The sequence below is a fragment of the Shewanella sp. NKUCC06_TVS genome (assembly GCF_019345515.1).
GTDB classification, from domain to species: Bacteria; Pseudomonadota; Gammaproteobacteria; order Enterobacterales; family Shewanellaceae; genus Shewanella; species Shewanella oncorhynchi.
In genome coordinates this window covers 38294-64799 of the sequence record NZ_JAHKQX010000004.1, presented here as the reverse complement: position 1 = coordinate 64799, position 26506 = coordinate 38294, and the positions used below count along the sequence as shown (strand labels likewise).

The window sequence follows — 26506 nt, the reverse complement described above, 5'->3', positions numbered from 1 at the left end:
GGGATTAAGCAAATGGCTGCAACTCAGTACTACGGCACTGGCCGTCGCAAAACCTCTACAGCTCGCGTTTTCGCTAAAGCAGGTAGTGGCAACATCGTTGTAAATCAACGTCCTTTGGATCAGTATTTTGGTCGTGAAACTGCTCGTATGGTTGTTCGTCAACCTTTAGAGTTAGTTGAAATGACTGACAAGCTGGACATCTATGTAACTGTTAAAGGCGGTGGTATCACTGGCCAAGCAGGCGCAATCCGTCACGGTATTACCCGTGCTCTGATGCAATTAGATGAAGCACTGCGTCCATCACTTCGTTCTGCTGGTTTCGTTACCCGTGACGCTCGTAAAGTTGAGCGTAAGAAAGTGGGTCTACGTAAAGCACGTCGTAAGCCACAATTCTCTAAGCGTTAATTCGTTTTTGGAATATCAAAAAACCCAGCCTATGCTGGGTTTTTTATTGGCTAAAAATTGACGGTATAAGAAAACTCTTTGGTTGGAGTATGCTGATATACAATAAATTTATATTAAGCGAGTGAGTTTGAGGTAAGCATGACTTTTCAAATTTTTATGCTAGCAGTGGCACTTGTGTTGGTTTTGGAAGGCCTTGGGCCATTATTATTCCCAAATAAATGGCGTCGTTATTTAAATGAACTCTCCCATCAAAATCAGCAAGTTATCCAGCGACTTGGTGGGGCATTAGTCACTGCTGGAGTCGTGATTTGGGTTATTTTTGCGTAAAAAATAGCCTGCTTGCCCTTATTAACTAAGATCTGTTAAAATTCTTTTTTAACCGCAACCTTGCAGCAAATAATGGGCAAAAACGTAGTTGTTCTCGGCACCCAATGGGGTGACGAAGGAAAAGGTAAGATTGTCGACCTTCTAACAGAACAGGCAAAATATGTAGTGCGCTATCAAGGCGGCCACAATGCTGGTCATACCTTGGTTATCGACGGTGAAAAAACTGTTCTTCATCTGATCCCATCGGGTATCCTGCGCGATAATGTGAAATGCATTATTGGCAACGGTGTGGTGCTTGCACCTGACGCCCTGATGAAAGAGATCAACATGCTGAAAGATCGTGGAGTTCCTGTTGAGGAACGTCTGTTGATCTCTGAAGCGTGTCCGCTGATCCTTCCCTTCCATTGTGCCCTTGATATTGCCCGTGAAAAAGCGCGCGGTAATAAAGCTATTGGTACAACTGGCCGTGGTATTGGACCTGCGTATGAAGACAAGATCTCTCGTCGCGGTCTGCGAGTAGGCGACCTGTTCAATGCTGAACTGTTTGCTGAAAAGCTGAAAGAAGTTATGAAATATCATAACTTTATGCTGACAGAGTACTATCAAGTCGAAGCGGTTGATTACGAGCAAACACTAGCAGATGCGTTGGCTATGGCCGATTATCTGAAGAGCATGTGTGTTGATGTGACTGAACTATTGGATACTGCGCGTAAAGCCGGTGAGCCAATTCTGTTCGAAGGCGCTCAAGGTACATTACTCGATATCGACCACGGAACATACCCATTTGTAACCTCTTCAAATACCACTGCCGGTGGTGTTGCGACGGGTTCAGGTTTTGGTCCGCGTCACTTAGACTATGTCTTAGGTATCATGAAGGCTTACACCACTCGCGTAGGTGCAGGTCCATTCCCAACTGAACTATTATGTGAAGTCGGTGATCATTTAGGTACTAAAGGTCATGAGTTTGGTGCAACAACGGGTCGTAAGCGTCGTCCAGGTTGGTTGGATGCTGTGGCAATGCGCCGCGCAGTTCAAATCAACAGTGTTAGCGGCTTCTGCTTGACTAAGTTAGATGTACTTGATGGTCTGAAAGAAGTGAAGATTTGTGTCGGTTATCAGAATCCTGATGGCACTATCTCTAAAGTCACTCCGCTGGCCGCTGAAGGTTATGAACTGGTTACGCCGGTTTATGAAACTATGCCGGGTTGGAGCGAGTCGACTTTTGGCGCGACATCAATTGAGCAACTGCCTCAAGCAGCGATCAATTATATCAAGCGTCTTGAAGAGTTATTAGAAACACCAATCGACATTATCTCTACGGGTCCTGATCGTAACGAAACCATGATTTTGGTTAATCCGTTCAATTAAGATCTGTTAAGGCCGTGTTTCACGGCCTTTTTCTCTGCTTCTTTATGCCTTTCTCTGTTTCATTCTGCGGTTAGAAATTCAGCTCAAGCTCAAGAAATAGGTTATACTGCCGATGCAAGTATTCATCCTACTGTCATTGAGAGTCGTTATGCTACGTACAGCACTCGTTGCGCTACTGCCTTTAGTATCTTCAATGTGCTTTGCTGAAACGCAGGCGGTGGATATTTATAGTCAAGATCAATTGCTTGATTTGATCCGCAGCAATCAATACTTAGCGAAAGTGAAACGTGATGATTGCCAGTTAGTCCAAGACATTGAGGCGCGAGCCCAAGTCTTAAAACAGCCTTTATATCAATTCCTTTGGGGTGAAATGCTCAATCATGGAACGTGTGTGAAGGCTAACCCTGTGAAGGGTATTGCTTTGTTACGTGACTCGGCCGAACAAGGTAGCTCAGAAGCGATGTTAAAGCTTGCCGAGTATTATCAGAGTGGGAAATTTGTCATCCGCAATAAAGACAGAGCAGTGCATTATTTACTGCCTGCGGCTGCAAGTGGCAGTTTATCCGCTCGTATGATGTTAGTTCGTTTATTCGGTGAAGGTTATGGTAGTCCTAGGGATTACGAGATGGCCTATCACTGGTTATATAACGATGTATTTGCGGACGAGGCGACTAAGAATAAAGCCTTGTCTTTACTGCAGGTGTTAGCAGCTAAAATGCCCCCCAGTGCAGTGGCGCGGGCCCAGCAAGAACAGTTGCGAACCCGTTAAGTGGTCTCTTAATCTAGAGACACATTATTTGGATATTGAATGATCAAAGACCCTCATTTTGAGCGTGAACAGGATAAGTACGAAAACCCTATCCCAAGCCGTGAGTATATTCTCGATTACTTACGTTCTCAAAAATCACCTATCACTCGTGACAGCATTGCCGCGGCGTTAAACATCCAAGAGGAAGAACAACTTGAGGCCTTGCGCCGTCGCCTGCGTGCGATGGAACGCGATGGCGAACTGGTGTTCACTCGTGGGCAGAGCTATGGCTTACCCGAGAAAATGGATCTGATCCCCGGCACTGTGCTCGGACACAGAGAAGGCTTCGGCTTTTTCAAACCCGATGAAGGCGGTGATGACTTATTTATTTCGAACCGCGACATGCTGATGTATTTCCACGGTGATAAAGTGCTGGCGCAAAAAGCGGGCACAGATCGTCGTGGCCGTCGCGAAGCGCGTTTGGTTCGTCTGATCCAGCCGCGAAGTGCCGCGATTGTTGGCCGTTATCATGTCGATAGCGGTATGGCATTTGTCATTGCCGATGATAAGCGTATTACCCAAGAAATTTTAGTCGCGAATGAAGATCGCAATGGCGCCCGTCAAGGTGATGTGGTTGTGGTTGAATTAACGCGTCGCCCTGGCCGTTTTGTTAAGGCTGCGGGTAAAGTGACTGAAGTGCTCGGTAAGCAAATGGCGCCGGGGATGGAAATCGAAATTGCCCTGCGTAATTATGATTTACCCCATACTTGGTCACCTGTGATTGAGAAGAAACTGCGCCGTATTCCCGATGAAGTAACCGACGCCGATAAGGTCGGTCGTGTGGATTTACGTCATCTGCCATTAGTGACTATCGACGGTGAAGACGCTCGCGATTTTGACGATGCCGTGTATGCGGAGAAAAAAGCCGGTGGCGGCTGGCGTTTATGGGTTGCGATTGCCGACGTCAGTTATTATGTGCGTACCGATTCTGCCTTAGATACCGAAGCGCGTGCCCGTGGTAACTCAGTGTATTTCCCATCACAAGTGATCCCTATGCTGCCGGAGAAAATCTCCAACGGCCTGTGTTCGCTTAATCCCCACGTCGACCGTTTATGTATGGTCGCCGAGATGACCGTATCGGCTAAAGGTAAGTTATCAGGTTATAAGTTTTATCCGGCTGTGATGTATTCCCATGCCCGTTTCACTTATACCCAAGTGGCAGCAATGTTAGAAGGCGGCCCCATTGCGCCTGAGCACGAGGCTTTGTTCCCGCATTTGCAGTGTTTACAGTCATTGTATTTAGCGCTCGATGAGCAAAGGGCCGAGCGTGGTGCGATTGCGTTTGAAACCATGGAAACGCAGTTCATTTTCAATGAGCAGCGCAAGATTGATAAAATCGTGCCGCGTGGCCGTAATCAAGCCCATAAAATCATTGAAGAATGCATGATTTTAGCCAACGTATCTGCGGCTAAATTTGTGAAGAAACACAAAGGCGACGTGCTGTACCGAGTGCATGAAGCGCCATCTGAGCAAAAGTTGGCGAACTTTAAAGAGTTCCTTGCTGAGCGTGGTTTGACTATGCCTGGCGGACTTGAGCCAACGCCGTCAGATTACCAGAACGTAATGCTGCAAATTGCCGACCGCCCTGATGCTGAACTTATCCAAGTGATGTTGCTGCGCTCTATGCGTCAGGCTATTTACACTCCGGATAATGAAGGTCACTTCGGTCTAGCCTTAGAAGAATATGCGCATTTTACCTCACCCATTCGCCGCTATCCGGATTTAGTGTTACATAGAGTTATCCGTTATTTACTGGCGAAGGAAAGAGGCGAAGCCACTGAGAAGTGGACGCAGGATGGTGGCTATCACTATCAGCTCGATGAGCTCGACCAATTAGGCGAAGAGTGTTCGACCACAGAACGTCGTGCCGATGAAGCGACTCGCGATGTTAGCGATTGGCTCAAGTGCGAGTTTATGCAAGATCACGTCGGCGATACCTTTGAAGCTGTGATTGCCTCAGTGACCAGTTTTGGTTTGTTTGTGCGCTTAAATGAACTGTTTATCGATGGCTTAGTGCATATCTCAAGTCTTGGTAGCGATTACTACCAATTCGATCCTATGCGTCAACGTCTTATCGGTGAGCACACAGGTCAAGTTTATCAAGTCGGCGATCCTGTGACGGTTAAGGTCGCTGCAGTCAACTTAGATGACAGACAGATTGATTTGGTTATGCTGGGTGATGACGGCAAAGGTGGTAAACGTAAAGCATCTGCCAGCCGTGATAAGCCGATGACAGCCCGTGAGCGCGTTAATCGTGAAGGCGCTAAGCAAGGTAAAGCAGGCAAAACCGCGGCATCTAGCGCCAAAGCTGAAACAGGCAAAACCAAACCTAAGGCCAAAGCTGGCACTAAAGCTAAAAAAGCAGCAGTAAAAGATCCGGCTAAAAAGCCAAAAGCCGCTAAGCGGAGCACGAGAAAGAAATAAATGAAAAAACAAGATATTATTTTTGGGATCCACGCAGTTGAAGCCCTGTTAAAACACAGCCCTGAGCGCATTATTGAGTTGTGGCTGTTACAAGGTCGTGACGATGAGCGCTTAACTGTACTGGCCGATCAGGCCAAAGCCTTTGGCACGACGATTCAAGTCGCTTCTCGTAAAGCCTTGGATGACAAAGCGGAAAGCAGTCAACATCAAGGCATCGTCGCGCGCGTTAAAGCGGCGAAAGTGTTGAATGAGCAAGATTTAGATGTGCTGCTTGCTAACACTGAGCAAGCATTCTTGCTGATTTTGGATGGCGTGACGGATCCCCATAACTTAGGCGCTTGTCTACGTAATGCTGATGCGGCGGGCGTGCAAGGTATTATCGTGCCTAAAGATAATTCAGTTGGCTTAACGGCCACTGTAAGTAAAGTGGCATGTGGCGCTGCGGAAACAGTGCCTTTATTCCAAGTGACTAATCTTGCACGTACTATGCGTCACCTGCAGGAAAAGGGTGTGTGGATAGTAGGCACCGCGGGCGAAGCAGATTGCGAGCTTTATCAAGCCGATCTTAAAGGGCCATTAGCGATTGCCATGGGAGCTGAAGACAAAGGCTTACGCCGTTTAAGCCGTGAGTCTTGTGATTCACTGATCTCTATCCCTATGGCCGGTAGTGTGTCTAGCTTGAACGTATCGGTTGCAACGGGTATTTGCTTATTTGAAGCAGTGCGTCAGCGTCGTAGCTAATATGCTCACGTTTGCCTGATCTCACATATGCAGTATCAGGCTTGAAGTAACAACCTGCAGTAACAACTGGTCGTAATAAAAAGGCGGATTAACGATATAAAGTTAATCCGTTTTTTATTGGCCTTTTTATGTCAGCGCTTTGTCTAGGTTGATCTGATGGCTATCGGCGTCATCCGTTTGAACGGCTTCAGGCTCTGCTTGCTCGATATCGAAACTGAAGGCGAGTTGCTCCTCATCACTGTCATTTGCGTCGATAATATCGTCATCGACACCATCGGCCCCTAAATCATATTCCGCTTCATCTAGGTTAGCACTGGGTGTCATATGTTCTTGAATCGATTCGACATCAACTCGTGGATCCAGCGCTGCCGCCAGTGGTGACGAGACTAAGTCGCCCGTCGCCATTATGTAGTCTTGGGTGACATTGGTTTCGACTTTTTGCTGTGAATGTACATAACGTAAACGCACAAAGAGTATTAAAGTACAGGCTGACATAAAGCCATATAACATGTTATTGCCAAACCATTGCATTAATGTCGATGCGATAAGCGGACCGATACTGGCGCCTAAGCCGAAGGTTAATAGTATTGTTGCTGATAAGCCGACCCGCTCATTTTGCTCTACTCGAGAGTTGGCAAGCGCTGTGGCGAGCGGATAGAAAGTGAAACCTAAAATACCAAATAGGAAAGTCATCACCAGTGAAATCACCGGATGATAGGGGGTTAAGGCGATAGCTAAGGCTAAGATACCGAGCAATATACAGTTGATACGGATAAGGCGACTGCGGGACATAATGTCGGACAATTTTCCCATTGGCCACTGTGCCAGTAATCCCGCTAAAATCGTTGCCGTCATATACGTGGCGACTTTTTCAGGTGGTAAACCTAAGTTACTGGCGTAGGCGGGAGCGAGACCATAAAACGAACCCACTATCATGCTACCAATCGCGATTGTCGTGAGTGCTTGTGGCGCTTTTTTCCAGTAATAGGCAATTTTGAGTGGGGCAGGAACTAAGGGCGCAGGGTGAAGACGACGCGTGAGTGAAATCGGTACGATACAGAGTGAAAAACAAATTGCGATAAGCAGTAGTGGCTCTAGTCCTAATTCGGGGAAAATACTGATCGCACCTTGGCCCAAGATTAAGCCGAAGTAAGATACGATCATATAACTCGCAAACACTGTGCCCCTTTGATTACTTTCAGCTTGTTCGTTAAGCCAACTTTCTAACACCATGTATTGGCACATCATCCCCATGCCTACCACGAGTCTGAGGAGCAGCCAAACCGCTAGCTCATCCACGAGTGCATGGCCTAATGCCGATGCAGCGACTATGCCTGCACTGGCGACAAAGGCGCGGATATGGCCCACTTGAGCGATAAGTCGATGACCAATCTTAGAGCCTGCCACTAGGCCAACATAGTAGGCCGACATCATGCCGCCAATCCATATTTGTGGCACATTCATCACTGAGAGCCTGAGCCCAAGATAGGTGGTAAGCAAGCCGCCGGCTAATACCATTAATAATGTGGTGCTATATAAAGAGGCGAAAGTGCGCAGCGGATTAGTCATATACAACTCCGAAAACACAAACTAGATTGATAATGAGGAGTGAGTATATCAGGGGTTAGTGTTTATGTTGTGTTGCAAATTGTTGGTAAATCTTGATTAATTGCGCATTTCTGCTCAAAAAATCGCTGAATTATGTCGGAACAACTCAAGGGGATGCTTGTAAAGCATTCACATAGACGCCAGCCGAGTAGGCTATTAGCGTCATGTTAGTCTATGTATTTCGTCGTATTTTTTAAAAGGAGTTATCTAAAAGTGTAAAGCAAGTTGAAGGTGGTGATGGTATCCATGGGTTGGCTTCCTTCTGGTACCACTTCAGTGTATTTGATGTTCATACCGATCTTAAATGCCCAATCTTGGAACACCAGATTTTTATAGTTCATATCTAAGGTGAGGGTGTTGTTGTTCTCGCCCACTTCCGCGGTGAGATCGGCATTGAGACTGCTGTATTCCTGTAGTTTTTGAGAGAATTTGGCAGCGGTACGAAGAATGACATCTTTTTCGGCATCAGGGCTGGGGATAGTTATCGATTCTGCAGGTAAGTTATATCGATAACCTGGGCCGAACTCGAGACTGAGTTTTGTTTTATAACTACTGATAGCATTGAAACCGTAACCACTCGAAAGAGTCGATATTTGTGTGTAACTACCGAATTGATCCCAAGTAAAATCACCACGTCCGAAGACATAACCCTTAGTAAGTTTATAGTTCGATTGTAACTGTAGCTCATATTTTTCGGAGGTTGTTTGACTTTTTTCTGAGGCAAAATAGGCTTTTAGTGTGGCTTCTTGCTTGGTTTGCTTTGTATCGTAAATCAGTTGGGTTCGACCATTAAAACTGCTGGATTCGGTATTGCCTGTGTTCAGTTGCAAGCCGGCTTCGATTTCCGCGGTAAAATCGCTGGGCGGTTCCTGATAATCAGGTGGAACAAGCGCAAGTGCTGGAAATGAAAGGAAAAACAAACTGATTGGCGCAATAACTTTTAGCATTATGTTTTATTCTTGGTTAGCTGATTTCAGACGTCCGAATGTAGGCGAACCGTCATCATACCTGTATTGATTGGCGAGGCAAAGTTATTGCTTGAGTTTCTGGCTTGCTTTCTGTACTATCTCGCGCTCAAATCAGTCACTATTTTTCGTTCCTTGCCTCCATTTGGTTTGACTGAGCCAATACCGAGGCTACATAACCGTAAGGAGCAATAAATGCGTCATTACGAAATCGTATTTATGGTTCACCCAGATCAAAGTGAACAAGTACCAGGTATGATTGAGCGTTACACAGGTGTTATCACCGAAGCTAACGGCACAATCCACCGTTTAGAAGATTGGGGCCGTCGTCAACTGGCTTACCCAATCCTTGACCTGCATAAAGCTCACTACGTTCTGATGAACGTTGAAGCTAAAGCAGAGACGATCGAAGAGCTAGAAACAGCTTTCCGTTTCAACGACGCAGTTCTGCGTAACATGGTAATGCGTACTAAAGTTGCCGTTACTGAAGCATCTCCAATGGCTAGAGCTAGAGATGAGCGCGATTCACGTCGTGGCCCAGCTGGCGAACGCTCATATGATGAAGCTCACGCTGAAGAAATCGCTGAGTAAGGTAATCTGTGACCACCAATAACTTGGTGTTGTCAGGAACGATAACTCGTTCAAGACGCTTTAAAAGCCCAGCAGGTATTGCACACAGTGTGATTATGTTGGAACACAAATCGCAGCGTTATGAAGCCGAAATGCTCCGCAACGTCTACGTACAAATTCAAGTGATATTGAGTGGCCCACGCTTTGAAAGCGTCGCAGAAGATCTGAAAGCAGGTGTGGAAGTACAAGTGCAAGGCTTTATGACGCTTCAACAGGGGCGTAATGGTCAGAACCGCTTAGTCATCCATGCCGAAAATGTCGAATTGAAAACTTAGGAGACTGTCAACATGGCACGTTATTTCCGTCGTCGCAAGTTCTGCCGTTTCACCGCTGAAGGTGTTGCAGAAATTGATTACAAAGATATCGTTACTTTAAAGAACTACATCACTGAAAGCGGCAAGATTGTTCCTAGCCGTATCACTGGTACTAGTGCTAAATATCAGCGCCAACTAGCTCGCGCTATCAAGCGTGCTCGTTATCTTTCTCTACTGCCATACACTGATTTACATCAGTAATTGCAGTATTCCTAATCGAATATAGAGGATTTGATAATGAACGTTATTCTGCTTGATAAAATCGCTAACCTAGGCAACTTGGGTGACCAAGTTACTGTTAAAGCTGGTTACGCTCGTAACTACCTTTTGCCACAAGGTAAAGCTGTTGTTGCTAACGAAAGCAACGTTAAAGTATTTGAAGCTCGTCGCGCTGAATTAGAAGCTAAATTAGCTGCTGAATTAGCTGCTGCTAACCTACGTGCTGAGAAAATCACTGCACTGGAAGCTGTTGTTATTGCTTCTAAAGCGGGTGATGAAGGCAAACTGTTTGGTTCAGTTGGCAACCGTGACATCGCTGATGCAGTGACTGCTGCTGGTGTTGAGCTGGCTAAATCAGAAGTTCGTTTACCATTAGGCGCTCTGCGTACTACTGGCGACTTCGAAGTTGAAGTTCAGTTACACACTGAAGTTAAAGCTGTTGTTAAAGTTTCTATCGTTGCAGAAGCTTAATTACTCCTTGCTTTAATCTTAAGAGAAACACCGCTTCGGCGGTGTTTTTTTATGGCTGAAATTCAGTATTTAGCTGTGGTCAATATGGTTTGATATTGGTTTGCGATGGATTAATACCAATCACATTAAATATCTAATCAGTTCAGAGCCTCACAGGCATCTCAATTCAAGGCGCATTGACGCAGAAATGGTTATTCCCTTTTAAGTCAATGCAACACGGGAGTGGGATGCCTGTGAGGCTCCCGAAGGGCGGCTGATGTTAACGGCATGGCAACGCGCTTTATACTGCGTTTAAGGCTTTCGACAGAGCACCACTATGCCTTCAAGCCTTCGCCTTGTCTAAAGCGCTTTGAACTCCCGCTGAATGAACAGATATTTAATACGATTGGTATAATGCGGTAAGTGATATGTCTACTCATTCAGTCTCAAAGCGTATCTGCGTTTAAAATACTAGCCCAAATAAAAGCCGCTCACTGTCATGACAGTGAGCGGCTTTTGACTAGATGGGTTGAATCCGTGTTTGGCTCAGAGTATTAATTTCTCACTAAATCCAATTCTTGGATTAAGTTATCGGCATGATCCACTTCATCCATCATCCATAGGATATAGCGAATATCCACGTGCACTGCGCGGGTGATGGTTGGGTTGAAGAACCAATCTTTAGTGATAGCTTCATAGGTTGAGTCGAAGTTAAGGCCCACTAACTCACCTTTTCCGTTGAAGACTGGTGAGCCGGAGTTACCACCTGTGGTATCCACACTCGATAAGAAGTTAACCGGTACTGAGTTAAATTCTTCTGGTTTATCTAAACAAGAAAAGAGTCTGCAAATCCAGCCGCGGGGATCTTGATAAACCGACTTCACCAGATGATCGCCAAAACGTTGTTCGCTAATCGCATCGAGGAGTTTTTTCGGCGCATTATAGGGCTCAACGCCTGTGTGTTTTGCGACTATGCCATCAAGACGAGTAAACGGCTGTTTATAGAGCGCATCACGTGATTGATAACCATCAACCATGCCATAGCTGATCCGTAGCGTACCGTTGGCGTCAGGATAGACTGGCCAGTTGTTTGCTTTGTAGTATTCGATCACGGCCGCCATATAATCAGGGCGAGCACTAGACAGCTTGCCGTCTAAGATTTTTTCTGACTTTTCCTGTGCCATATTCGTGTCATAAAGTGCTACGGCTAAACGAATAAAGGGATCGGCACTGGTTTCGAAAGCGCTAGCATCGGCATTCATCCACGCGAGGCGCTTAGCTTGGTCTGTGAGCGTAGTGAGTGAGTACAAACCATCGAGTTTAACTGTGAGATCTACATCTTTAGTGTTCACACTTAGCATTTCATCGAGTGCAGCTACGCGATTTGATTGGCTAAGGTAAGCATTTAAATCCTGTAGCCACAAAGTCTTATCAACAGTGACATCAAAACTTGAATCGATACGTTTAAGACGTGAGCTTAGCATTGCAATATCACGTTCTTGGTAGCCTTGCTCACGCTCGGCATCGGGCTTTTGTTTTTCTTTAGCAAGACGGTAGAGGCTGTTTGCTGCGGTTAACAATGTGCTCGATTGGGCATTGGTAAAGTAGTAATTACTTTGGAATGCTTGTTGTTGCTCGGCGAGTAACACTTCTAACTCAGCAATGAGATTTTGATTTAGTTTAGGGTTTTGTTTAAGCCAAGCTAAAAAATTATCTTCACGGCTTTGCTTAATGCCAATGATATCCGTTGCTTTAAAACCCGCTAATAGACCGTTGAGTTTCTTCATCCGGTTGGCCATTGAGGCCATATTACCTGCGTACTTAATGGCGATATCGGCATCTTTTTGTCCCATAGCCTCGATAGTATCAATCTGTAATTGATAACGCTTAGCTTGGGTTGGGTACAACCAATCACTGGCAAATTTAAGTTCACTGGTCAGGTTGTAACGGCTAGTCGTGCCTGGGTAACCCGCCACAAACACGCCGTCACCGGCTTTTACGCCATCGGCATTGACCTTAAGGTAACTCTTTGGCTGGTAAGGAATATTATCGTCGCTATACACGGCGGGTTTGCCATCTTTACCCACATAAGCCCGTAGGAAGGCAAAATCACCCGAATGGCGTGGATATTCATAGTTATCAATATCGCCACCATAGCCCCCAACACTTTCAGGTGGTGCGTAGACTAAGCGCACATCGCGGATCATCAATTGCTTGATTAAGTAGTATTCTAAGCCGTTATGGAAACTGCGCACATTACAACGATAGTTAGCATCGGCTTCACAGCTTTTGATGAGCGCTTTACTGTGATTTTGGATGTCTTCGTAACGACTTAGCGGGTCTTGGCTGAGGTCTTTATTGATTTGCGCGGTGACATTGGTCACTGCTTCTGTGATGTATAAACGTTCGTTAGGACCGGCAGAGGGCTCCTTGTCCATCGATGTTGCTAAAAAGCCTTGTTCTAGGTAGTTATGCTCTTGCTTAGTGTTATATTGTATCGCCTTGTAGGCACAATGGTGGTTTGTCACAACTAGCCCTTGGGGGGAGACAAAACTGGCGGTACAATAGCCCAGCCCAACCACGGCGTTCATTGGATAACTTGTCAGATCGGCCAGTTTTTCTGCCGGAATATCGATTCCGCGTTCACTGAGTTTGTCTGCAATTGAAGGCATTTGATAAGGTTGCCATTGTCCTTCGTCGGCAGTTGCTATGCCGGATGTCAGTACTAAGGCTGCAACCAATGCAATACGCATGTTCTTTCCTTATTGATTGTTAGAGTGTCCGTTGGAATGAAATAACAGGCGAGTGTAAACATCCTGTTTGCTTGACGCGGGTTTTATATCATATTTTGTTAAGTTGTTGGAAATCGGGAGCGTTAATGTCACAACAAGGTGCTTTTAAGCCTAAAAGTAAGCCAAGAGATTTGCAGCTTGATGGACTCAAGCTGCCACCGCATTCAATTGAGGCTGAACAATCGGTATTAGGCGGCTTGATGTTAGATGCCGAAGCGTGGGACAGGGTCGCAGAGGCTGTCGTAAAAGAGGATTTTTATTCTCGCTCACATAAGATGATCTTTTCTGCCATGCACAGATTGGTTGATTTAGGGCAACCGATCGATTTGATCACGGTTTCTGAACAGCTAGAAGTTGAAAATCAATTAGAAGATGCTGGTGGTTTTGCCTATTTAGGTGAGATTGCGAAAAATACCCCAAGTGCGGGTAATATTTTATCTTACGCTGAAATTGTCCGTGAGCGGGCTGTGGTCCGTGACATGATCCGTGTCGCACATGAGATTGCCGATGCGGGCTATAACCCAGAAGGTCGTGACTCGGGTGAATTACTCGACCTTGCTGAGAGTAAAGTATTTAAGATCGCAGAGATGCGAACCAATGCTAATGAAGGTCCCGAAGGTATCAAAACTATTCTGGAAAAAACCGTCGATAAGATTGAGCAGCTTTATAACAACCCCCACAACGGTGTGACTGGAGTATCGAGCGGTTTTAACGATCTCGATAAAATGACGGCAGGGTTTCAGTCTGGCGACTTGATTATCGTTGCTGCGCGTCCTTCTATGGGTAAAACCACCTTCGCGATGAACTTGTGCGAACAAGCCGCAATGAATGAAGATAAACCTGTACTTATTTTCAGTCTCGAGATGCCGTCAGAACAGATTATGATGCGTATGTTGGCCTCCTTGGGCCGCGTTGATCAAACCAAAATCCGTACTGGTCAGCTCGATGATGAAGATTGGGCGCGGGTTTCATCGACCATGGGTATCATGCTCGAGCAAGGCAAAATGTATATTGATGATGGTTCGGGATTAACCCCGACAGAAGTTCGCAGCCGCGCGCGTCGTATCGCCCGTGAGTACGGTGGTTTATCTATGATCATGATAGATTACCTGCAGTTAATGCAGGTGCCCGCCTTAAAAGATAACCGTACCTTAGAAATTTCTGAAATTTCACGCTCGCTGAAAGCATTAGCAAAAGAGTTGGAAATCCCGATTATTGCCCTGTCGCAGCTTAACCGCTCGCTCGAACAAAGGGCCGATAAACGTCCTGTTAACTCGGATTTACGTGAATCGGGTGCTATCGAGCAAGATGCGGATCTCATCATGTTTATTTATCGCGATGAAGTGTATAACAACGATTCTCAAGATAAAGGCACGGCAGAAATCATCATTGGTAAGCAACGTAACGGCCCCATTGGTCGGGTGCGGCTCACTTTCCAAGGCCAATTTTCGCGTTTCGATAATTATGCTGGGCCGCAGTTTGAAGAAGATTAATTGACGTTTAAAAACAGTCAGTTTGCGTTTGCAGAAGATGAGCTGTATTGATGTATTTTTTATATCCGTGACTTTTTATTTCCTGAGTAAACAAGGTAAATTTTGAACCCTTTTCCCCGTGCAGAAATTAGCAGTAGTGCACTGCAAACCAATCTCGCTGCGTTGCGTCAACAGGCACCAGCGAGTCGTGTGATGGCCGTCGTTAAAGCGAACGGTTATGGTCATGGATTATTGAATGTCGCTAATTGTTTAGTCAATGCCGATGGCTTTGGCCTAGCACGATTGGATGAAGCCTTAGAATTACGAGCGGGCGGCGTGACAGCGCGTTTGTTATTACTAGAAGGTTTTTTCCGTGCCACCGATCTTCCGTTACTCGTCGGGCATGATATCGACACTGTAGTGCACCACAGTTCTCAGCTTGAAATGTTAGAGCAAACTGTGTTGTCAAAACCTGTCACTGTCTGGCTTAAAGTGGATTCAGGCATGCATCGTTTAGGTTTTACGCCCGAACAATTTTCAACGGTTTACGCAAGGTTAATGGCCTGTCCAAATGTGGCAAAACCGATCCATTTGATGACACATTTTGCCTGTGCGGACGAGCCTGAAAACACCTATACCTCAGTACAGATGGCGGCTTTTAATACGTTAACGGCAGGCTTGCCCGGATTTAGAACCTTAGCAAACTCTGCTGGTGCCTTGTATTGGCCTCAGAGCCAAGGCGATTGGATCCGTCCTGGTATTGCACTCTATGGCGTATCTCCTGTTACTGGTGATTGCGGTGCGAATCACGGGCTAGTTCCTGCGATGGAATTGGTATCACAGTTGATTGCGGTACGGGATCATAAAGCCAATCAGCCAGTGGGCTATGGTTGTTTCTGGACCGCGAAGCAAGATACTCGTTTAGGTGTAGTGGCGATTGGTTATGGTGATGGTTATCCTCGCAATGCACCGGAAGGCACACCCGTGTGGGTCAATGGTCGCCGCGTACCCATAGTCGGCCGTGTTTCTATGGACATGTTGACTGTTGACTTAGGCCAAGGGGCGCAAGATAAAGTTGGGGATAGTGCATTGCTGTGGGGTAAGGCATTACCCGTGGAGGAAGTCGCTGAACATATCGGCACTATCGCTTACGAATTAGTCACTAAGCTTACGCCAAGGGTTGCTGTTTGCTTAGCTTAACCCTGACAGATAGAATTATTCTGGGACACTTTTTAGCAAGAAAACGGTGATTAAACACCGTTTTCTTTTATGTAAAGTGTCAGGATGAATAATTGCCACTACACGAATGGTTACTGCAAATAACACTATGAATTATAGTTATTTGTTAGCGGGAGAAGTGTCGAACCTGTAGGGCTGAGATAAGCAAAATAGTGGTTTGCAGTTCACCGTTGGCGACGCAATATGTTTTGGACCTGAGGATGAAGCTGTGCTGAACTGGTGTTAGGCGGCAAAATAGACGATAAAAATACCTCAATTCAGGTTACGGTAAACCAGCCGTTCTGATCTTTGTTGTCTGGCTTTAAAAAAGCGAATGAAACATAAGATCCAGAGCGACAGGATAGTTAATGTATTTTGAGCTGACTGGTTTGATGTATTTAAGCTATTAGTTTTCAAAACATATTTCAATATAAGCAGTACCATGCGGGCTTGTAAATGGCATGATAATCTTAGTGCCATTAGCTTTATGGGAAATAGTATGGCCTTTTCCTGATACGACCATAGGAGTGGCCATTTCAAATTCATAGCCTTTTTGACCCAAAAGATTTTTTGCGCCACCAGTCACCATATTCGTAATTTCGCCTACTAAGTCAGTCACTTCCTCGTTAATTTTACCCGGGTTTTCGCCCAGCATATTCTGCATTATCTGCAAAACAAGCTTTTGTTCGAAGGTAATCGACAGTGATCCTTTTGTTTGGGGTCCTACAAGACCGATTAGGCCGGATACATCACCCTTAGCTAAGTTATCTACTTTGATTTGGGGTTTGCCCGGCGTCAAATCCATGCTCGCCATCGTAGATATGACATTGAGCAAAGATTGGAGGAAAGGATTAATAAAATTAACGTTCATGCCTAAGTTTGTCCTCTTTTGAGCCTAAACCATGGAGTAATGGCATTGCTTAAGGCTATTAGAAAAGTTGCTTATCGACAGCAATCTTGATCACATTCTATCAGCTTAGATGAGACCGCTATAAATGTGAGGCTAATTTAAAGATATTCTTATCATTTATCTGAGTTATAGGCCGCTAAAGCTCCATATAACCGTGCCCTTTATTGTTTAGACCGTTTTGTATCATGGTTTATAAGTTTGTTTGGAAGAGGCTTATCGTCAAATGGCGTTGTTTTACGTCTCATACATACAAAAAATGGCAATATATCGGCTGCATTAGCCCCATTCATAGTGGCTCATGAGTGCCGATGCTGCAAAGTTTTTTAGCCTTTTTATGGAGTAACTCGACTTTTATTTGCACTTGAACTTGTGAGAAGGCGTTGCTACTCAACTCTCTATCTCATCGCGCCTTACGTAATCCCATTTTATATGGCTATTTTCGGCATTGTTGAGTGCTATCAAAAAGGCGTCTTGGCCTTGAGCGTCTTAGCTGACTTTGTAAAAGTGCGATGTTCGCTGTAAACTGTCTCACTTTTTGCTTCACCCTAACGACGCATTTGTAGTGTGTTGTTCAGTACGTGTTTCCGAGTCAATTACTGGGAACACCATCTTGAGCGCTCAATCTTATAATTTGGGATACCTCACAGGATACTTAGCAATTAGACCAATGCACAAATATGTGAAAACCGCTTAATAGAATGTGAGAGTAATGATTCAATCTAAAATGAGTAAAACCCCTGTTATATCAACTATTCCAATCGATAGGACATTTAGCGTTGCGCCCATGTTGGATTGGACGGACCGTCATTATCGTTATTTTGCACGTTTGATGTCGGCTAATGCTTTGTTGTATACGGAAATGGTGACAACAGGAGCGATATTGCATGGTCGTGGTGATTACTTGGCATATAACCAAGAAGAACATCCTTTGGCGTTGCAGTTAGGTGGCTCTAATCCCTTAGATTTGGCTCGTTGCGCTAAACTCGCTGCTGAGCGAGGCTACGATGAAGTTAACCTCAATGTGGGTTGTCCTTCCGATCGAGTGCAGAATGGTCGCTTTGGCGCGTGTTTGATGGCAGAACCTGAGTTAGTGGCTGAGTGTGTTGACGCCATGAAACAAGTCGTTGATATTCCTGTGACTGTGAAAACGCGTATCGGAATTGATGAACAAGATAGTTATGCGTTTTTAACCCAGTTTATTGATGTGGTCAGTGCAAAAGGGTGTACGGATTTTACTATCCATGCGCGTAAGGCGTGGCTTCAAGGGTTAAGCCCAAAAGAGAATCGCGAGATCCCGCCGCTCGATTATGAGCGTGTGTATCAACTTAAGCGTGATTATCCTGCACTTAATATTGGTATTAATGGCGGCGTAACAACTCTCGAGCAAGCACAAGTTCATTTAGTGCAGCTCGATGGAGTAATGATGGGGCGCGAGGCTTATCAGAATCCTTATATTCTGGCGCAGGTGGATCAAATATTGTGTGGCAGTCAAAAAGCAGTGATCAGCCGCGAGGCAGTGATTGAGGCTATGCTGCCTTATATTGAAGCGCATTTGCAGTTTGGTGGCCGGCTCAATCATGTAACTCGTCATATGATAGGTTTATTTCAAGGTTTACCAGGTGCCCGCGCTTGGCGTCGTTATTTGAGTGAAAATGCCCATAAAAACGGCGCTGGGATAGAAGTGGTAAAACAGGCTTTTCAGAGTATTCAAACTGAAGTCACTGAGTGATTTATAATCAACTTAAAAGATGGTGAAATTTACTAGTTTGAGTAGTATTTTTCACCACTTGTTATTTCCCTATTCATTTCCATATCTCATTCCGTTCACTTAAAATACTTTAAAGTGATTATAATCATGATGTTAAAAATATTATTATAAGTTGGCACGCAGTTTGTAATAGTCCCTTCGTCAAGTTAATTAATCGAAAGGGATGCCATCATGTTTATGTTAACCATTAAAAAATCAGTACAAATGAGTGTGTTATTAGGCGCGTTAGTCGGTAGCGTTGCAGCACACGCAGAAGCCGCACCAATATCAGATGTTGTGGGAACTATTGAGCAAACATTAACTGCGCAGACACAAGAATTGTTCGTCAGTGTAAAGCGTGAATTTGTGATGTCATTGCAAACACAACTGGCTGAAAGTATTTATGACTTCAACAGTCAACTTAGCTTAAACGCTGAAAATAAAGGTGAATCGGCAGGTGTCGATGAATATAGCGCTAAGTAAAGGATCTGCTTATGTGGTTTGTAGCACCTTTGATGACATTGCTACTGTTACCTGTAATTAGTCTTGCGTTGTTTTCAGGCATTATTTGCTGGTTTCAGTGGCATAGTGTTAGTGATAAATAAGTTCGCGATCAACTGAGCCGAGGTTTTAGATGAAACGATTAAAAGTGCGTATGGAGAGTCCAGAGCGGTTAGTGTGTGGTGTTGCTGCAGGCATGGCGTGGAAATTTGATTGGTCTTGTTTTTGGACTCGTGCGGTGTGGGCTGGTGCAGTTGTATTTATGCCGGGTGTAAGTTTGCTAATTTACTTTGTTTTAGCATTGTTAGTTGACCAATGGAAAAAACCAGCCTAAGCATGCCGTGATGGCTGGTGTTGATGAGCTAATAAGTGGCTTGTTTTGATTTAAAATGATGTAGTTAAACCTATCAAGAAGAGGGCACTTTGACCCTCATGCGAAAATGTATGTGCATACTGCCTTGCAGACTACTTTTTCAAAAAAGCCTGAAATCTGCTTTTGGCTTCATCACTTTTTAGCCTAGCGCTAAATTGTTCAAGTTCTTGGTGCATTTGGTGTTGTACACGATTTTTATGCGGACGCATTAATTGACGTGTGATTTGTAGTGCTTGTGGCGGTTGATTGGCCAATTTTTTTGCCTGAGATAATGCATAACTGAGTAAATCTTCATGGGCCACAATTTCGTTGATCATATTGAGTCTATGGGCCGTCTCGGCATTAAAACTTTCACCAAGTAGCAGTAACTCAGCCGCTTTTTGATAACCAATGAGTTCAGGTAAGAGTAGGCTAGCCCCCGCTTCCGGCACGAGAGCCAAGTTGACGAAGGGAAGTTGAAATTTCGCCGTGTTGTCAGCGTATACCAGATCGCAATGTAGCAGTACGGTTGTCCCTATACCGACGGCGGCACCAGAAACAGCAGCCACCAGAGGTTTTTTGAGTTCGAGCAGACAAAATAAGAAACGTACTGCGGGATGATTTGGCCCTAAGTCACTATTTTTCAAAAAGTCAGCAACATCATTGCCTGAGGTGAAACAATTATCTTGGCCATGGAGCATAAAGGCACGAATGTCGTTGTCTGCTTCACCTTCGATCAGGTATTCTGTCAGTTGTTTATACATATTAAGATCAAGTGCATTGCGTTTATCAGGGCGATTAAAGCTAATAATACGCACGCCCTGATCATCCTGAACCTGTATATGACTCATGGGTTGTTTCCTTTACGACGACATTGGGTAGACATGGAGTTTAAGACATTGAAACCAATATTCAAACAGCTGTTTAATTGTCTAGTTTTATCTTGTGCATCATTTTCAGTGTTGGCGAACGTAGTCATGACTGAAGGTCATATACGCGCCATGCCTGAGACAGTACCAAATACTGCCGCTTACTTTACGCTTGAAAACCACACAGATAAAGCGATTCGTCTTATCGGTGTCAGTACGACTGTGGCAAAGGATGCCCAATTACACACGATTATCGAAGACCAAGGCATGGTGAAGATGCGCCATGTTGAAGGTTTTGACATCCCCTCCCATGGCACATTAACGTTAACGCCGTCAGGGGATCACGTCATGTTGCTTGGCTTAAAAGCACCATTGGTGTTAGAGCAACAAGTTGAACTGCAATTAGAGTTTGACGGTGGCGAGAAAATGGCAATTACCCTGCCTGTTAGTAAAGCAGTAGAAAACGCCGCAGAGCAAGAGCATCATCACCATCATTAAGGAGTCGCTTGATGCAAATTACATGGAAAAAAGTTACCGGGGTCGGTTTATTTTTAGTATTAATCGGTTATGGCGTGAGTGTATGGTGGAGTATCGAACCGGATCCGATTAGCCCTCAACAATTAACAGCATCCAATAAGAATATTGTTGGGTACGCTACCACTACATCGCTAATCCTCACAGTCGAAAATTTACTCGATAAGCAAGGTGGTTGGTTATCAAACGATGTGATGCCACCTTCCATCTTCATGGATAACATGCCCGCATTTGAATATGGTGCTTTGGAGCAAGCCCGTGATTTAGCCTTGATTATGCGTAAAGAGTTTAGCCGCTCACAGTCACAATCTGCAGCGGACAAAGATTTAGGCGAAGCCCAATCTAAGCTCAATATTGACCACACTAGCTGGTTAGTACCGAGTGCCGAAAGCGAATATCGCGATGCAATCAAATTGCTGAAGCTTTACCGTGCCCGCATGATGGACCCAAATAATCAAGATGCACAGTTTTATGCCCGTGCTGACAACCTTAATGAATGGTTGAAAGAAGTGCAGAAACGTCTGGGCAGTATGTCGCAGCGTTTATCTGCCAGCGTTGGCCAAGAGCGCTTAAATACAGACCTAGCTGGTGACAATTCGGCGCGTCAATCAACCCCAAATTTGACCAGCCATCAGGTAAAAACCAGTTGGTGGAAAATTGATGATGTCTTCTATGAGAGCCGTGGTGCTTCATGGGCGTTGTTGAACTTTATGCGCGCAGTTGAAGTTGACTTTGCTGACGTATTGAAGAAGAAAAATGCTGAAGTGAGCCTAAGACAGATCATTCGTGAGCTGGAGGCGACTCAGCAAACTGTCTGGAGCCCTGTTGTGCTGAATGGCAGCGGTTTTGGCTTAGTCGCTAATCATTCATTGGTTATGGCTAACTATGTGTCGCGTGCGAATGCCGCGGTGATTGATTTAACGAACTTGCTATCTCAAGGTTAATTATGAAAAAAACTCTCCTCGCCACTGCGGTATTAGGATTCTGTATGGCCTCATCTGCCCAAGCGGCAACTGTGGTTGGTTTTACGATTGGTGGTGATTACTGGCGCGCCGATACTAGCGGTACTTTTGCTGATAAAGGTCAACCACAACAAACATTTGATTACAGTTCATCTGCTCAAGGCAGTTATTGGATTGCAGTTGAGCACCCATTGCCATTTGTCCCTAACATTAAAATCCGTGAAAATAGCTTAGATCAGAAAGGCGGCATGTCGGATGCTGATTTCAACTTCAATGGGCATGATTTTAAAGGCAATGTTACTGCTTATACTGATTTGAGCAACACAGATTTCGTGCTGTATTACGAAATATTGGACAACGACATAGTGTCATTGGACCTTGGTGCAGCATACAAGTTAATGAATGGTTCACTGCGTGTTCAAGACCCTGGTCACCCAGAAGAGAAAGATGTCGATAGCGGTATTGTGATGGGTTACGCCAGTACGCATGTAGGTATGCCTGGCTTAGGCTTGTACGGTTTTGCTGATTTGATGCAGGGCGTCAATGAGTCAAGCGTGCACGACTATGCTATTGGTTTAGGTTGGCAATTTGATGGTTTGGCCGTTGATACCCGTGTACGTGTAGGCTACCGTGAATTTTTATTCGATGTGAGTAATTTCTCGGGTGTGAGTGCTGATACTAAATTTAAAGGTTATTTTGCGGGTGTTGAAATCAATTTCTAATTTTGTTGATTTTAACTTTTAAGCATAAAAAAACCGCCAAATGGCGGTTTTTTTATATTTAATGACTGAGAGCGTTGTTACTGTGCAATCAAGCCATTATTGATGGCGATGACATCATCTTCATTCAATGTACCCGCAGCTTGCTTTAGTGCAACAACTGAGTTGATGTAGCTATAGCGCGCATCGGATAATTTACGTTTTGAGTCGTACAAGTCACGGGTACGGTTCAAAACATCAACGATAGTACGAGTACCCACTTCGAAACCCGCTTGAGTGGCTTTTAGGGCACTTTCTGATGAAATAACAGATTGCTCATAAGCTTTGATTGAGCTGATAGAAGCACCTACGTTGTTGTAGTTATTACGAACGTTTTTCACTACACCACGGTAAATTTGCTCAAGCTTTTCACTTGCTTCAACATACTGGAATTGTGCTTCATTAACTTGTGAGCTGACTTTAAAACCTTCGAAAATCGGAATGCTTAAGTTGACACCAACGCTGACATTATCAAAATCAGGTTCGTTGAGATTCCCCATTTTTTGCTCAAGACCTTTGTTGTAACCGGCATTTAAGCTTAAAGACGGCATGTGGCCTGCTTGATAAAGCTTAATGGTCTCTTGAGCAATATCTTTACCAATACGTTGAGTCATTAAATCAACACTATTGGTTTCAGCAATTTTTAACCATTCGCTAGATGACGTTGGCGCTGGCGTAACTGCTGAGAAACGGTTGGTATCTAACACATTAATCGTCTTGTGATCGATGCCGGTGATTTCACGTAAGGCTTCATAACTATTGGCGAGCGTGTTTTCGGCTAAAATTTCAGTGGCTGAGGCCAAGTCATATTGCGCTTGAGCTTCATGCACATCGGTAATCGCGGTTAAACCCACTGCGAAACGTTGTTTAGTTTGTTCAAGTTGACGCTCGATTGCGCGTTTTTCTGCACCTTGGAACTCGTAGTTGTCTTTCGCCGTTAATACATCGAAATAGGCTTTAGTGATACGAGTAATCAAGTTTTGTAATGCGGAAGCATAAGCGGAATCAGCTTGAGAAGCGGCTTTCTCAGCAAGACTTAAACCAACCCAAGCACTGTGATCATAGATGACTTGATTTAATTTCAGGCTACCTACTAGACCACTTGCATCATCCTTCGGATCATTCCAAGCTTTGTCATAACCGACGTTTGCACTAATGGTTGGCAACAGCGGAGCGCGGTTTTGTTCGATTTTCTCAAACAAACCATTACGCTGGGCTTGGGCTTGCAATACGAGCGGGTCGCTGGTCAGTGCTTGCTGATAAATTTGCAACAAATCATCTGCTTGCACCGCTGAAGCGGAAGCCGCAAGTGTTAATGCTGCGCATAAATTATGGATCTTAAATTTCATTTGCTGTCCTTATTAGACAAAATCCCCCCACGGAGGAATATTTTAACTTCGTTTAGACTAAGTAATGCCTTTACCAAGGCGGTTTGCGCTTCCCGACGCTTCCCGATACAGCTAAAACTTAATGACCTAGAGTCTAAGAACTCTGACACTTTCAAGTCAAATTCGAAGTGTAACAGATTTTATTTTAAAAATGTGCTCAAATTGCCTTGATTGTAGGCGCAAATTTAACTTTTAAGGATAGAGTATGAAACCCCCTGTTTTTTCGCAAACGGATATTGAGATCTTAGGAAAAAAATCCCTTTATCAAGGGTTTTTCTCAATGGACGAATACACTTTCAAGCATAAATTATTCGCTGGTGGCTGGAGTAAGCCTGTCACTCGCGAAGTGTTTGAACGGGGTCATGCTGTGGTCGTCCTTCCCTATGATGCCAAGCAAGATAAAGTCGTACTCATCGAACAGGTACGCTTTCCTGCATTAGCAACCGCTAAATCTCCTTGGCTTCTTGAGTTAGTCGCGGGTATGATTGCGCCCGCAGAAACGCCTCTGGATGTTGCACACCGAGAATTAATGGAAGAAACTGGCTTAATGGCTAAGCAAATACACAGTGTAAATAGCTATTTAGCGAGCCCAGGTGGTAGTACAGAACGTTTCTATTTCTATTGGGCTGATGTCGATTCAAACGATGCCCGTGGATTGCATGGATTAGCTGAAGAGCACGAAGATATTCGATTGCATGTCATGAGCCGCGAGCAAGCTTATGAGCGAGTGGTTGCGGGCGAGATTGATAATGCGTCGACCGTTATTGGATTACAATGGTTACAATTAAACTATCAGCAACTGGTTTAAGTTGGGATGAATTTGGCTACTTCGAGTCTAAAACGGCGCTATAAACCCAACGTCAGTGATTTTTTAGCACTGTGCGGGCGTAATTATGGCTACATGTTGAAATGGTTACCGTTAGAGATAGCTATCGGTGAGTCATGGCGACTCGAAGGTGAGTTTGGTATATTAGTAGTGCGAATTTTAGAAAATACCAAATATACTCAGCTAGTTGAGATATCTCGTCCCATCGAAATCAAGGAGTTTATTAATACTCCCAAGGTGTTAGTGAGAATTTATCACGATGCTAAATTAGCAGAAGTGTTAACTGGCCAACAGATTTATCAATTACGCCCAGTGTATGATTATCCCAATGTACGCATGTATCAAAGTGATGAAAAGTACCAGGTGAATGCATTCCTGGAAGAGTTATTAAAGATTGGTTACCAACACAGTGTCGTGTGCCAGTCTTAGAATTGGGTATTCAATGTGCTGAAAGAGGCTGTCTCTTACTCCATAGCTGAAGGGGAAAGCGTGCGTATCGTGCAAGTCACAGATCCGCATCTTTTTGCCGATCCTGAAGCTCAGCTATTAGGAGTTAATACTAGCAAAAGTTTTGCTGCCGTATTAAATACGATTAGAGCTGTGGACTATCCTGCTCACTTGATGCTCGCCACGGGCGATTTGAGTCAAGACTATTCGGCTGAGTCCTATCAGCAATTTGTGAAAGCAGTCACCCCTGTTGGCTTACCTTGCCATTATCTTCCTGGAAATCATGACGATCCACGGATCATGTATCTGCACATGCAGGGTGAACAGATTTTTGGGCAGCAGCGTATTCTGGCGGGAAACTGGCAAATCCTCATGTTGGATTCAACCGTGCGGGGAAAGCCTGGCGGCAATATGGCCGAGACTCAGTTCGAATTAATTGATGAAGCCATTGCCGCACATCCTGAATGCCATACTTTACTGGTGATGCATCACAATCCCATCGTTGTGAATTGTACTTGGCTGGATCAGCACTGCATGGACAATGGCGCCGAGTTTATCGCGCGAGTGGCAAAGTATCCGCAGGTCAAAGGATTGCTCTGGGGACATGTGCACCAATGTATTGATACCCATCATAATGGGCCCCATGGCACGTTGCAGTTGATGGCGACACCTTCCACTTGTATTCAATTTAAGCCGTTATCGCCTTATTTTGCCTTGGATGGCGTTCAACCGGGTTATCGTTTGCTGGAGTTGAAAGCCGATGGTAGCATCAACACTAAAGTGTATCGCGTACCGGGTAACCATTTTTCCCCCGACAACAACTCTAGCGGTTATTAACGCGAATAGCCGCAGCCTGAGGAAATATGCTGCTTTATATTCACGGTTTTAATAGCTCTCCATTTTCAGATAAAGCTGTGATGACGGCTAAGTACATGGCGCTGCATCACCCTAGTGTGGCCTTCCATCAGCCCCAATTGCCTAATACACCTAAGGCTGCGATGGTGCTCTTAACCGCTTATGTTGAGGCGGCGATTGATGCCAACGAGCCATTAGCTTATATAGGCTCATCTTTAGGCGGGTATTTCGCCAGCTATTTAGCCGAAACCTATGGTGGCAAAGCGGTGTTAGTTAATCCTGCGGTAAAACCCTTTGAGTTGTTCGATGAATTTATGGGGCCGCAATTCAATCCTTACACTGAACAGCATTATCTTGTCTTACCTGAGCATAAGTCTGAAGTCGCTGAATTTAATACGGCTGTGATCCGCAATCCGGATCGTTTTTTGGTATTATTGCAGACAGGTGATGATGTGCTGGATTATCGCGAAGCGGTCAATAAGTATCATCACTGTCAATTGCGAGTTGAAGCGGGTGGTGATCACAGCTTTGTTGGTTATGAGTCGCATCTGCAAACTGTAAGCCAATTTTTACACTTACCTTGACAAACTGACATGCCGAGCCGCAACATGGCCGG

Annotated in this window: 28 protein-coding genes; 22 read left to right on the top strand and 6 right to left on the bottom strand. The window is 44.8% G+C overall.

The genetic code is table 11. The features are described 5' to 3' along the window. Positions 1 to 12 precede the first annotated feature (12 nt). The 6 genes from rpsI to rlmB all read left to right on the top strand — a co-directional run bounded on the left by rpsI (position 13) and on the right by rlmB (position 6073). On the top strand, positions 13 to 405 hold the full coding sequence (gene rpsI / locus KO531_RS05690; protein ID WP_006083052.1) for a 30S ribosomal protein S9: 393 nt from the start codon (positions 13 to 15) through the stop codon (positions 403 to 405). A gap of 138 nt (positions 406 to 543) precedes the next feature. Beyond that, a complete protein-coding gene (locus KO531_RS05685) occupies positions 544 to 732 on the top strand; it encodes a DUF2065 domain-containing protein (RefSeq protein WP_105251404.1) in 189 nt (62 codons plus the stop codon). A 72-nt stretch (positions 733 to 804) separates the two neighbouring features. Next, the gene (locus KO531_RS05680; RefSeq protein ID WP_028759421.1) at positions 805 to 2100 is read left to right on the top strand and encodes an adenylosuccinate synthase; all 1296 of its coding nucleotides are present in this window, start codon (positions 805 to 807) and stop codon (positions 2098 to 2100) included. Positions 2101 to 2212: 112 nt separating this feature from the next. After that, positions 2213 to 2869: a flagellar protein MotX gene (motX, locus tag KO531_RS05675; protein WP_113939975.1), complete on the top strand. Its 657-nt coding sequence runs from the start codon at positions 2213 to 2215 to the stop codon at positions 2867 to 2869. A gap of 39 nt (positions 2870 to 2908) precedes the next feature. Beyond that, on the top strand, positions 2909 to 5332 hold the full coding sequence (rnr, locus tag KO531_RS05670; protein ID WP_219250592.1) for a ribonuclease R: 2424 nt from the start codon (positions 2909 to 2911) through the stop codon (positions 5330 to 5332). Continuing rightward, positions 5333 to 6073 carry a 23S rRNA (guanosine(2251)-2'-O)-methyltransferase RlmB gene (gene rlmB / locus KO531_RS05665; protein WP_105251407.1) on the top strand — a complete coding sequence of 247 codons (741 nt, stop codon included), beginning with the start codon at positions 5333 to 5335 and terminating at the stop codon, positions 6071 to 6073. A 126-nt stretch (positions 6074 to 6199) separates the two neighbouring features. On the opposite strand, the gene KO531_RS05660 is transcribed toward rlmB, so the two are convergent. Both KO531_RS05660 and KO531_RS05655 read right to left on the bottom strand, forming a co-directional pair. Next, positions 6200 to 7642, bottom strand: coding sequence for an MFS transporter (locus KO531_RS05660; RefSeq protein ID WP_198573779.1), 1443 nt, complete (start codon positions 7640 to 7642; stop codon positions 6200 to 6202). A 242-nt stretch (positions 7643 to 7884) separates the two neighbouring features. Further along, the gene (locus KO531_RS05655; RefSeq protein ID WP_212600147.1) at positions 7885 to 8628 is read right to left on the bottom strand and encodes a DUF481 domain-containing protein; all 744 of its coding nucleotides are present in this window, start codon (positions 8626 to 8628) and stop codon (positions 7885 to 7887) included. A gap of 213 nt (positions 8629 to 8841) precedes the next feature. Between KO531_RS05655 and rpsF the strand changes: the two genes are divergently transcribed. From rpsF to rplI, 4 genes are read left to right on the top strand one after another with little or no spacing between them, the layout of a single operon-like run. After that, positions 8842 to 9237, top strand: coding sequence for a 30S ribosomal protein S6 (gene rpsF / locus KO531_RS05650; protein ID WP_105251410.1), 396 nt, complete (start codon positions 8842 to 8844; stop codon positions 9235 to 9237). Positions 9238 to 9245: 8 nt separating this feature from the next. Next, the gene (gene priB, locus KO531_RS05645) at positions 9246 to 9551 is read left to right on the top strand and encodes a primosomal replication protein N (RefSeq protein WP_105251411.1); all 306 of its coding nucleotides are present in this window, start codon (positions 9246 to 9248) and stop codon (positions 9549 to 9551) included. Positions 9552 to 9563: 12 nt separating this feature from the next. Next, on the top strand, positions 9564 to 9791 hold the full coding sequence (rpsR, locus tag KO531_RS05640) for a 30S ribosomal protein S18 (RefSeq protein ID WP_006083042.1): 228 nt from the start codon (positions 9564 to 9566) through the stop codon (positions 9789 to 9791). Positions 9792 to 9827: 36 nt separating this feature from the next. Beyond that, a complete protein-coding gene (gene rplI, locus KO531_RS05635) occupies positions 9828 to 10280 on the top strand; it encodes a 50S ribosomal protein L9 (protein ID WP_113939970.1) in 453 nt (150 codons plus the stop codon). Positions 10281 to 10813: 533 nt separating this feature from the next. On the opposite strand, the gene KO531_RS05630 is transcribed toward rplI, so the two are convergent. Continuing rightward, positions 10814 to 13012, bottom strand: coding sequence for a S46 family peptidase (locus KO531_RS05630; RefSeq protein ID WP_219250591.1), 2199 nt, complete (start codon positions 13010 to 13012; stop codon positions 10814 to 10816). Between the two features lie 125 nt (positions 13013 to 13137). Between KO531_RS05630 and dnaB the strand changes: the two genes are divergently transcribed. Both dnaB and alr read left to right on the top strand, forming a co-directional pair. Beyond that, positions 13138 to 14544, top strand: a complete 1407-nt coding sequence (gene dnaB, locus KO531_RS05625) for a replicative DNA helicase (RefSeq protein WP_105251415.1) — start codon at positions 13138 to 13140, stop codon at positions 14542 to 14544. A 102-nt stretch (positions 14545 to 14646) separates the two neighbouring features. After that, entirely contained in the window at positions 14647 to 15723 is a 1077-nt protein-coding gene (gene alr / locus KO531_RS05620; protein WP_219250590.1) for an alanine racemase, read from the top strand. Positions 15724 to 16147: 424 nt separating this feature from the next. Here alr and KO531_RS05615 read toward each other — a convergent pair whose 3' ends face one another. Then, entirely contained in the window at positions 16148 to 16612 is a 465-nt protein-coding gene (locus KO531_RS05615) for a chemotaxis protein CheX (protein ID WP_105251417.1), read from the bottom strand. A gap of 748 nt (positions 16613 to 17360) precedes the next feature. On the opposite strand from KO531_RS05615, the gene dusA reads away from it, so the two are divergent. From dusA to KO531_RS05600, 3 genes are all read left to right on the top strand, one after another. Then, positions 17361 to 18380 carry a tRNA dihydrouridine(20/20a) synthase DusA gene (gene dusA / locus KO531_RS05610; protein ID WP_219250589.1) on the top strand — a complete coding sequence of 340 codons (1020 nt, stop codon included), beginning with the start codon at positions 17361 to 17363 and terminating at the stop codon, positions 18378 to 18380. A 210-nt stretch (positions 18381 to 18590) separates the two neighbouring features. Beyond that, positions 18591 to 18881: a hypothetical protein gene (locus KO531_RS05605; RefSeq protein ID WP_168826658.1), complete on the top strand. Its 291-nt coding sequence runs from the start codon at positions 18591 to 18593 to the stop codon at positions 18879 to 18881. A gap of 151 nt (positions 18882 to 19032) precedes the next feature. Next, a complete protein-coding gene (locus tag KO531_RS05600; protein WP_113941528.1) occupies positions 19033 to 19233 on the top strand; it encodes a PspC domain-containing protein in 201 nt (66 codons plus the stop codon). Positions 19234 to 19364: 131 nt separating this feature from the next. Here KO531_RS05600 and KO531_RS05595 read toward each other — a convergent pair whose 3' ends face one another. Continuing rightward, positions 19365 to 20102 (bottom strand): enoyl-CoA hydratase, encoded by a 738-nt coding sequence (locus tag KO531_RS05595; RefSeq protein ID WP_028761866.1) that lies wholly within the window; start codon positions 20100 to 20102, stop codon positions 19365 to 19367. Positions 20103 to 20135: 33 nt separating this feature from the next. On the opposite strand from KO531_RS05595, the gene KO531_RS05590 reads away from it, so the two are divergent. From KO531_RS05590 to KO531_RS05580, 3 genes are read left to right on the top strand one after another with little or no spacing between them, the layout of a single operon-like run. After that, positions 20136 to 20618 (top strand): copper chaperone PCu(A)C, encoded by a 483-nt coding sequence (locus tag KO531_RS05590; protein WP_219250588.1) that lies wholly within the window; start codon positions 20136 to 20138, stop codon positions 20616 to 20618. Positions 20619 to 20629: 11 nt separating this feature from the next. Then, positions 20630 to 21598: a DUF2333 family protein gene (locus KO531_RS05585; protein WP_105251468.1), complete on the top strand. Its 969-nt coding sequence runs from the start codon at positions 20630 to 20632 to the stop codon at positions 21596 to 21598. Between the two features lie 2 nt (positions 21599 to 21600). Further along, positions 21601 to 22338: a TIGR04219 family outer membrane beta-barrel protein gene (locus KO531_RS05580; RefSeq protein WP_219250587.1), complete on the top strand. Its 738-nt coding sequence runs from the start codon at positions 21601 to 21603 to the stop codon at positions 22336 to 22338. Between the two features lie 77 nt (positions 22339 to 22415). Here the strand turns inward: KO531_RS05580 and tolC are convergent, their stop codons facing one another. Further along, a complete protein-coding gene (gene tolC, locus KO531_RS05575) occupies positions 22416 to 23723 on the bottom strand; it encodes an outer membrane channel protein TolC (RefSeq protein WP_105251469.1) in 1308 nt (435 codons plus the stop codon). 244 nt (positions 23724 to 23967) lie between these two features. Between tolC and nudF the strand changes: the two genes are divergently transcribed. From nudF to KO531_RS05555, 4 genes are read left to right on the top strand one after another with little or no spacing between them, the layout of a single operon-like run. Then, positions 23968 to 24570, top strand: coding sequence for an ADP-ribose diphosphatase (nudF, locus tag KO531_RS05570; protein ID WP_028759445.1), 603 nt, complete (start codon positions 23968 to 23970; stop codon positions 24568 to 24570). A 6-nt stretch (positions 24571 to 24576) separates the two neighbouring features. Continuing rightward, positions 24577 to 25017 (top strand): DUF1249 domain-containing protein, encoded by a 441-nt coding sequence (locus KO531_RS05565; RefSeq protein ID WP_105251470.1) that lies wholly within the window; start codon positions 24577 to 24579, stop codon positions 25015 to 25017. 15 nt (positions 25018 to 25032) lie between these two features. After that, positions 25033 to 25872, top strand: a complete 840-nt coding sequence (gene cpdA / locus KO531_RS05560; protein WP_105251471.1) for a 3',5'-cyclic-AMP phosphodiesterase — start codon at positions 25033 to 25035, stop codon at positions 25870 to 25872. A gap of 26 nt (positions 25873 to 25898) precedes the next feature. Beyond that, on the top strand, positions 25899 to 26474 hold the full coding sequence (locus KO531_RS05555) for a YqiA/YcfP family alpha/beta fold hydrolase (RefSeq protein ID WP_168826661.1): 576 nt from the start codon (positions 25899 to 25901) through the stop codon (positions 26472 to 26474). Positions 26475 to 26506 lie beyond the last annotated feature (32 nt).

Coding starts and splice junctions, on each gene's coding strand:
- rpsI (WP_006083052.1), top strand. CDS start 13: ATGGCTGCAACTCAGTACTACGGCACTGGCCGTCGCAAAACCTCTACA.
- KO531_RS05685 (WP_105251404.1), top strand. CDS start 544: ATGACTTTTCAAATTTTTATGCTAGCAGTGGCACTTGTGTTGGTTTTG.
- KO531_RS05680 (WP_028759421.1), top strand. CDS start 805: ATGGGCAAAAACGTAGTTGTTCTCGGCACCCAATGGGGTGACGAAGGA.
- motX (WP_113939975.1), top strand. CDS start 2,213: ATGCAAGTATTCATCCTACTGTCATTGAGAGTCGTTATGCTACGTACA.
- rnr (WP_219250592.1), top strand. CDS start 2,909: ATGATCAAAGACCCTCATTTTGAGCGTGAACAGGATAAGTACGAAAAC.
- rlmB (WP_105251407.1), top strand. CDS start 5,333: ATGAAAAAACAAGATATTATTTTTGGGATCCACGCAGTTGAAGCCCTG.
- KO531_RS05660 (WP_198573779.1), bottom strand. CDS start 7,642: ATGACTAATCCGCTGCGCACTTTCGCCTCTTTATATAGCACCACATTA.
- KO531_RS05655 (WP_212600147.1), bottom strand. CDS start 8,628: ATGCTAAAAGTTATTGCGCCAATCAGTTTGTTTTTCCTTTCATTTCCA.
- rpsF (WP_105251410.1), top strand. CDS start 8,842: ATGCGTCATTACGAAATCGTATTTATGGTTCACCCAGATCAAAGTGAA.
- rpsR (WP_006083042.1), top strand. CDS start 9,564: ATGGCACGTTATTTCCGTCGTCGCAAGTTCTGCCGTTTCACCGCTGAA.
- rplI (WP_113939970.1), top strand. CDS start 9,828: ATGAACGTTATTCTGCTTGATAAAATCGCTAACCTAGGCAACTTGGGT.
- KO531_RS05630 (WP_219250591.1), bottom strand. CDS start 13,012: ATGCGTATTGCATTGGTTGCAGCCTTAGTACTGACATCCGGCATAGCA.
- dnaB (WP_105251415.1), top strand. CDS start 13,138: ATGTCACAACAAGGTGCTTTTAAGCCTAAAAGTAAGCCAAGAGATTTG.
- KO531_RS05615 (WP_105251417.1), bottom strand. CDS start 16,612: ATGAACGTTAATTTTATTAATCCTTTCCTCCAATCTTTGCTCAATGTC.
- dusA (WP_219250589.1), top strand. CDS start 17,361: ATGATTCAATCTAAAATGAGTAAAACCCCTGTTATATCAACTATTCCA.
- KO531_RS05605 (WP_168826658.1), top strand. CDS start 18,591: ATGTTTATGTTAACCATTAAAAAATCAGTACAAATGAGTGTGTTATTA.
- KO531_RS05600 (WP_113941528.1), top strand. CDS start 19,033: ATGAAACGATTAAAAGTGCGTATGGAGAGTCCAGAGCGGTTAGTGTGT.
- KO531_RS05595 (WP_028761866.1), bottom strand. CDS start 20,102: ATGAGTCATATACAGGTTCAGGATGATCAGGGCGTGCGTATTATTAGC.
- KO531_RS05590 (WP_219250588.1), top strand. CDS start 20,136: ATGGAGTTTAAGACATTGAAACCAATATTCAAACAGCTGTTTAATTGT.
- KO531_RS05585 (WP_105251468.1), top strand. CDS start 20,630: ATGCAAATTACATGGAAAAAAGTTACCGGGGTCGGTTTATTTTTAGTA.
- KO531_RS05580 (WP_219250587.1), top strand. CDS start 21,601: ATGAAAAAAACTCTCCTCGCCACTGCGGTATTAGGATTCTGTATGGCC.
- tolC (WP_105251469.1), bottom strand. CDS start 23,723: ATGAAATTTAAGATCCATAATTTATGCGCAGCATTAACACTTGCGGCT.
- nudF (WP_028759445.1), top strand. CDS start 23,968: ATGAAACCCCCTGTTTTTTCGCAAACGGATATTGAGATCTTAGGAAAA.
- KO531_RS05565 (WP_105251470.1), top strand. CDS start 24,577: ATGAATTTGGCTACTTCGAGTCTAAAACGGCGCTATAAACCCAACGTC.
- KO531_RS05555 (WP_168826661.1), top strand. CDS start 25,899: ATGCTGCTTTATATTCACGGTTTTAATAGCTCTCCATTTTCAGATAAA.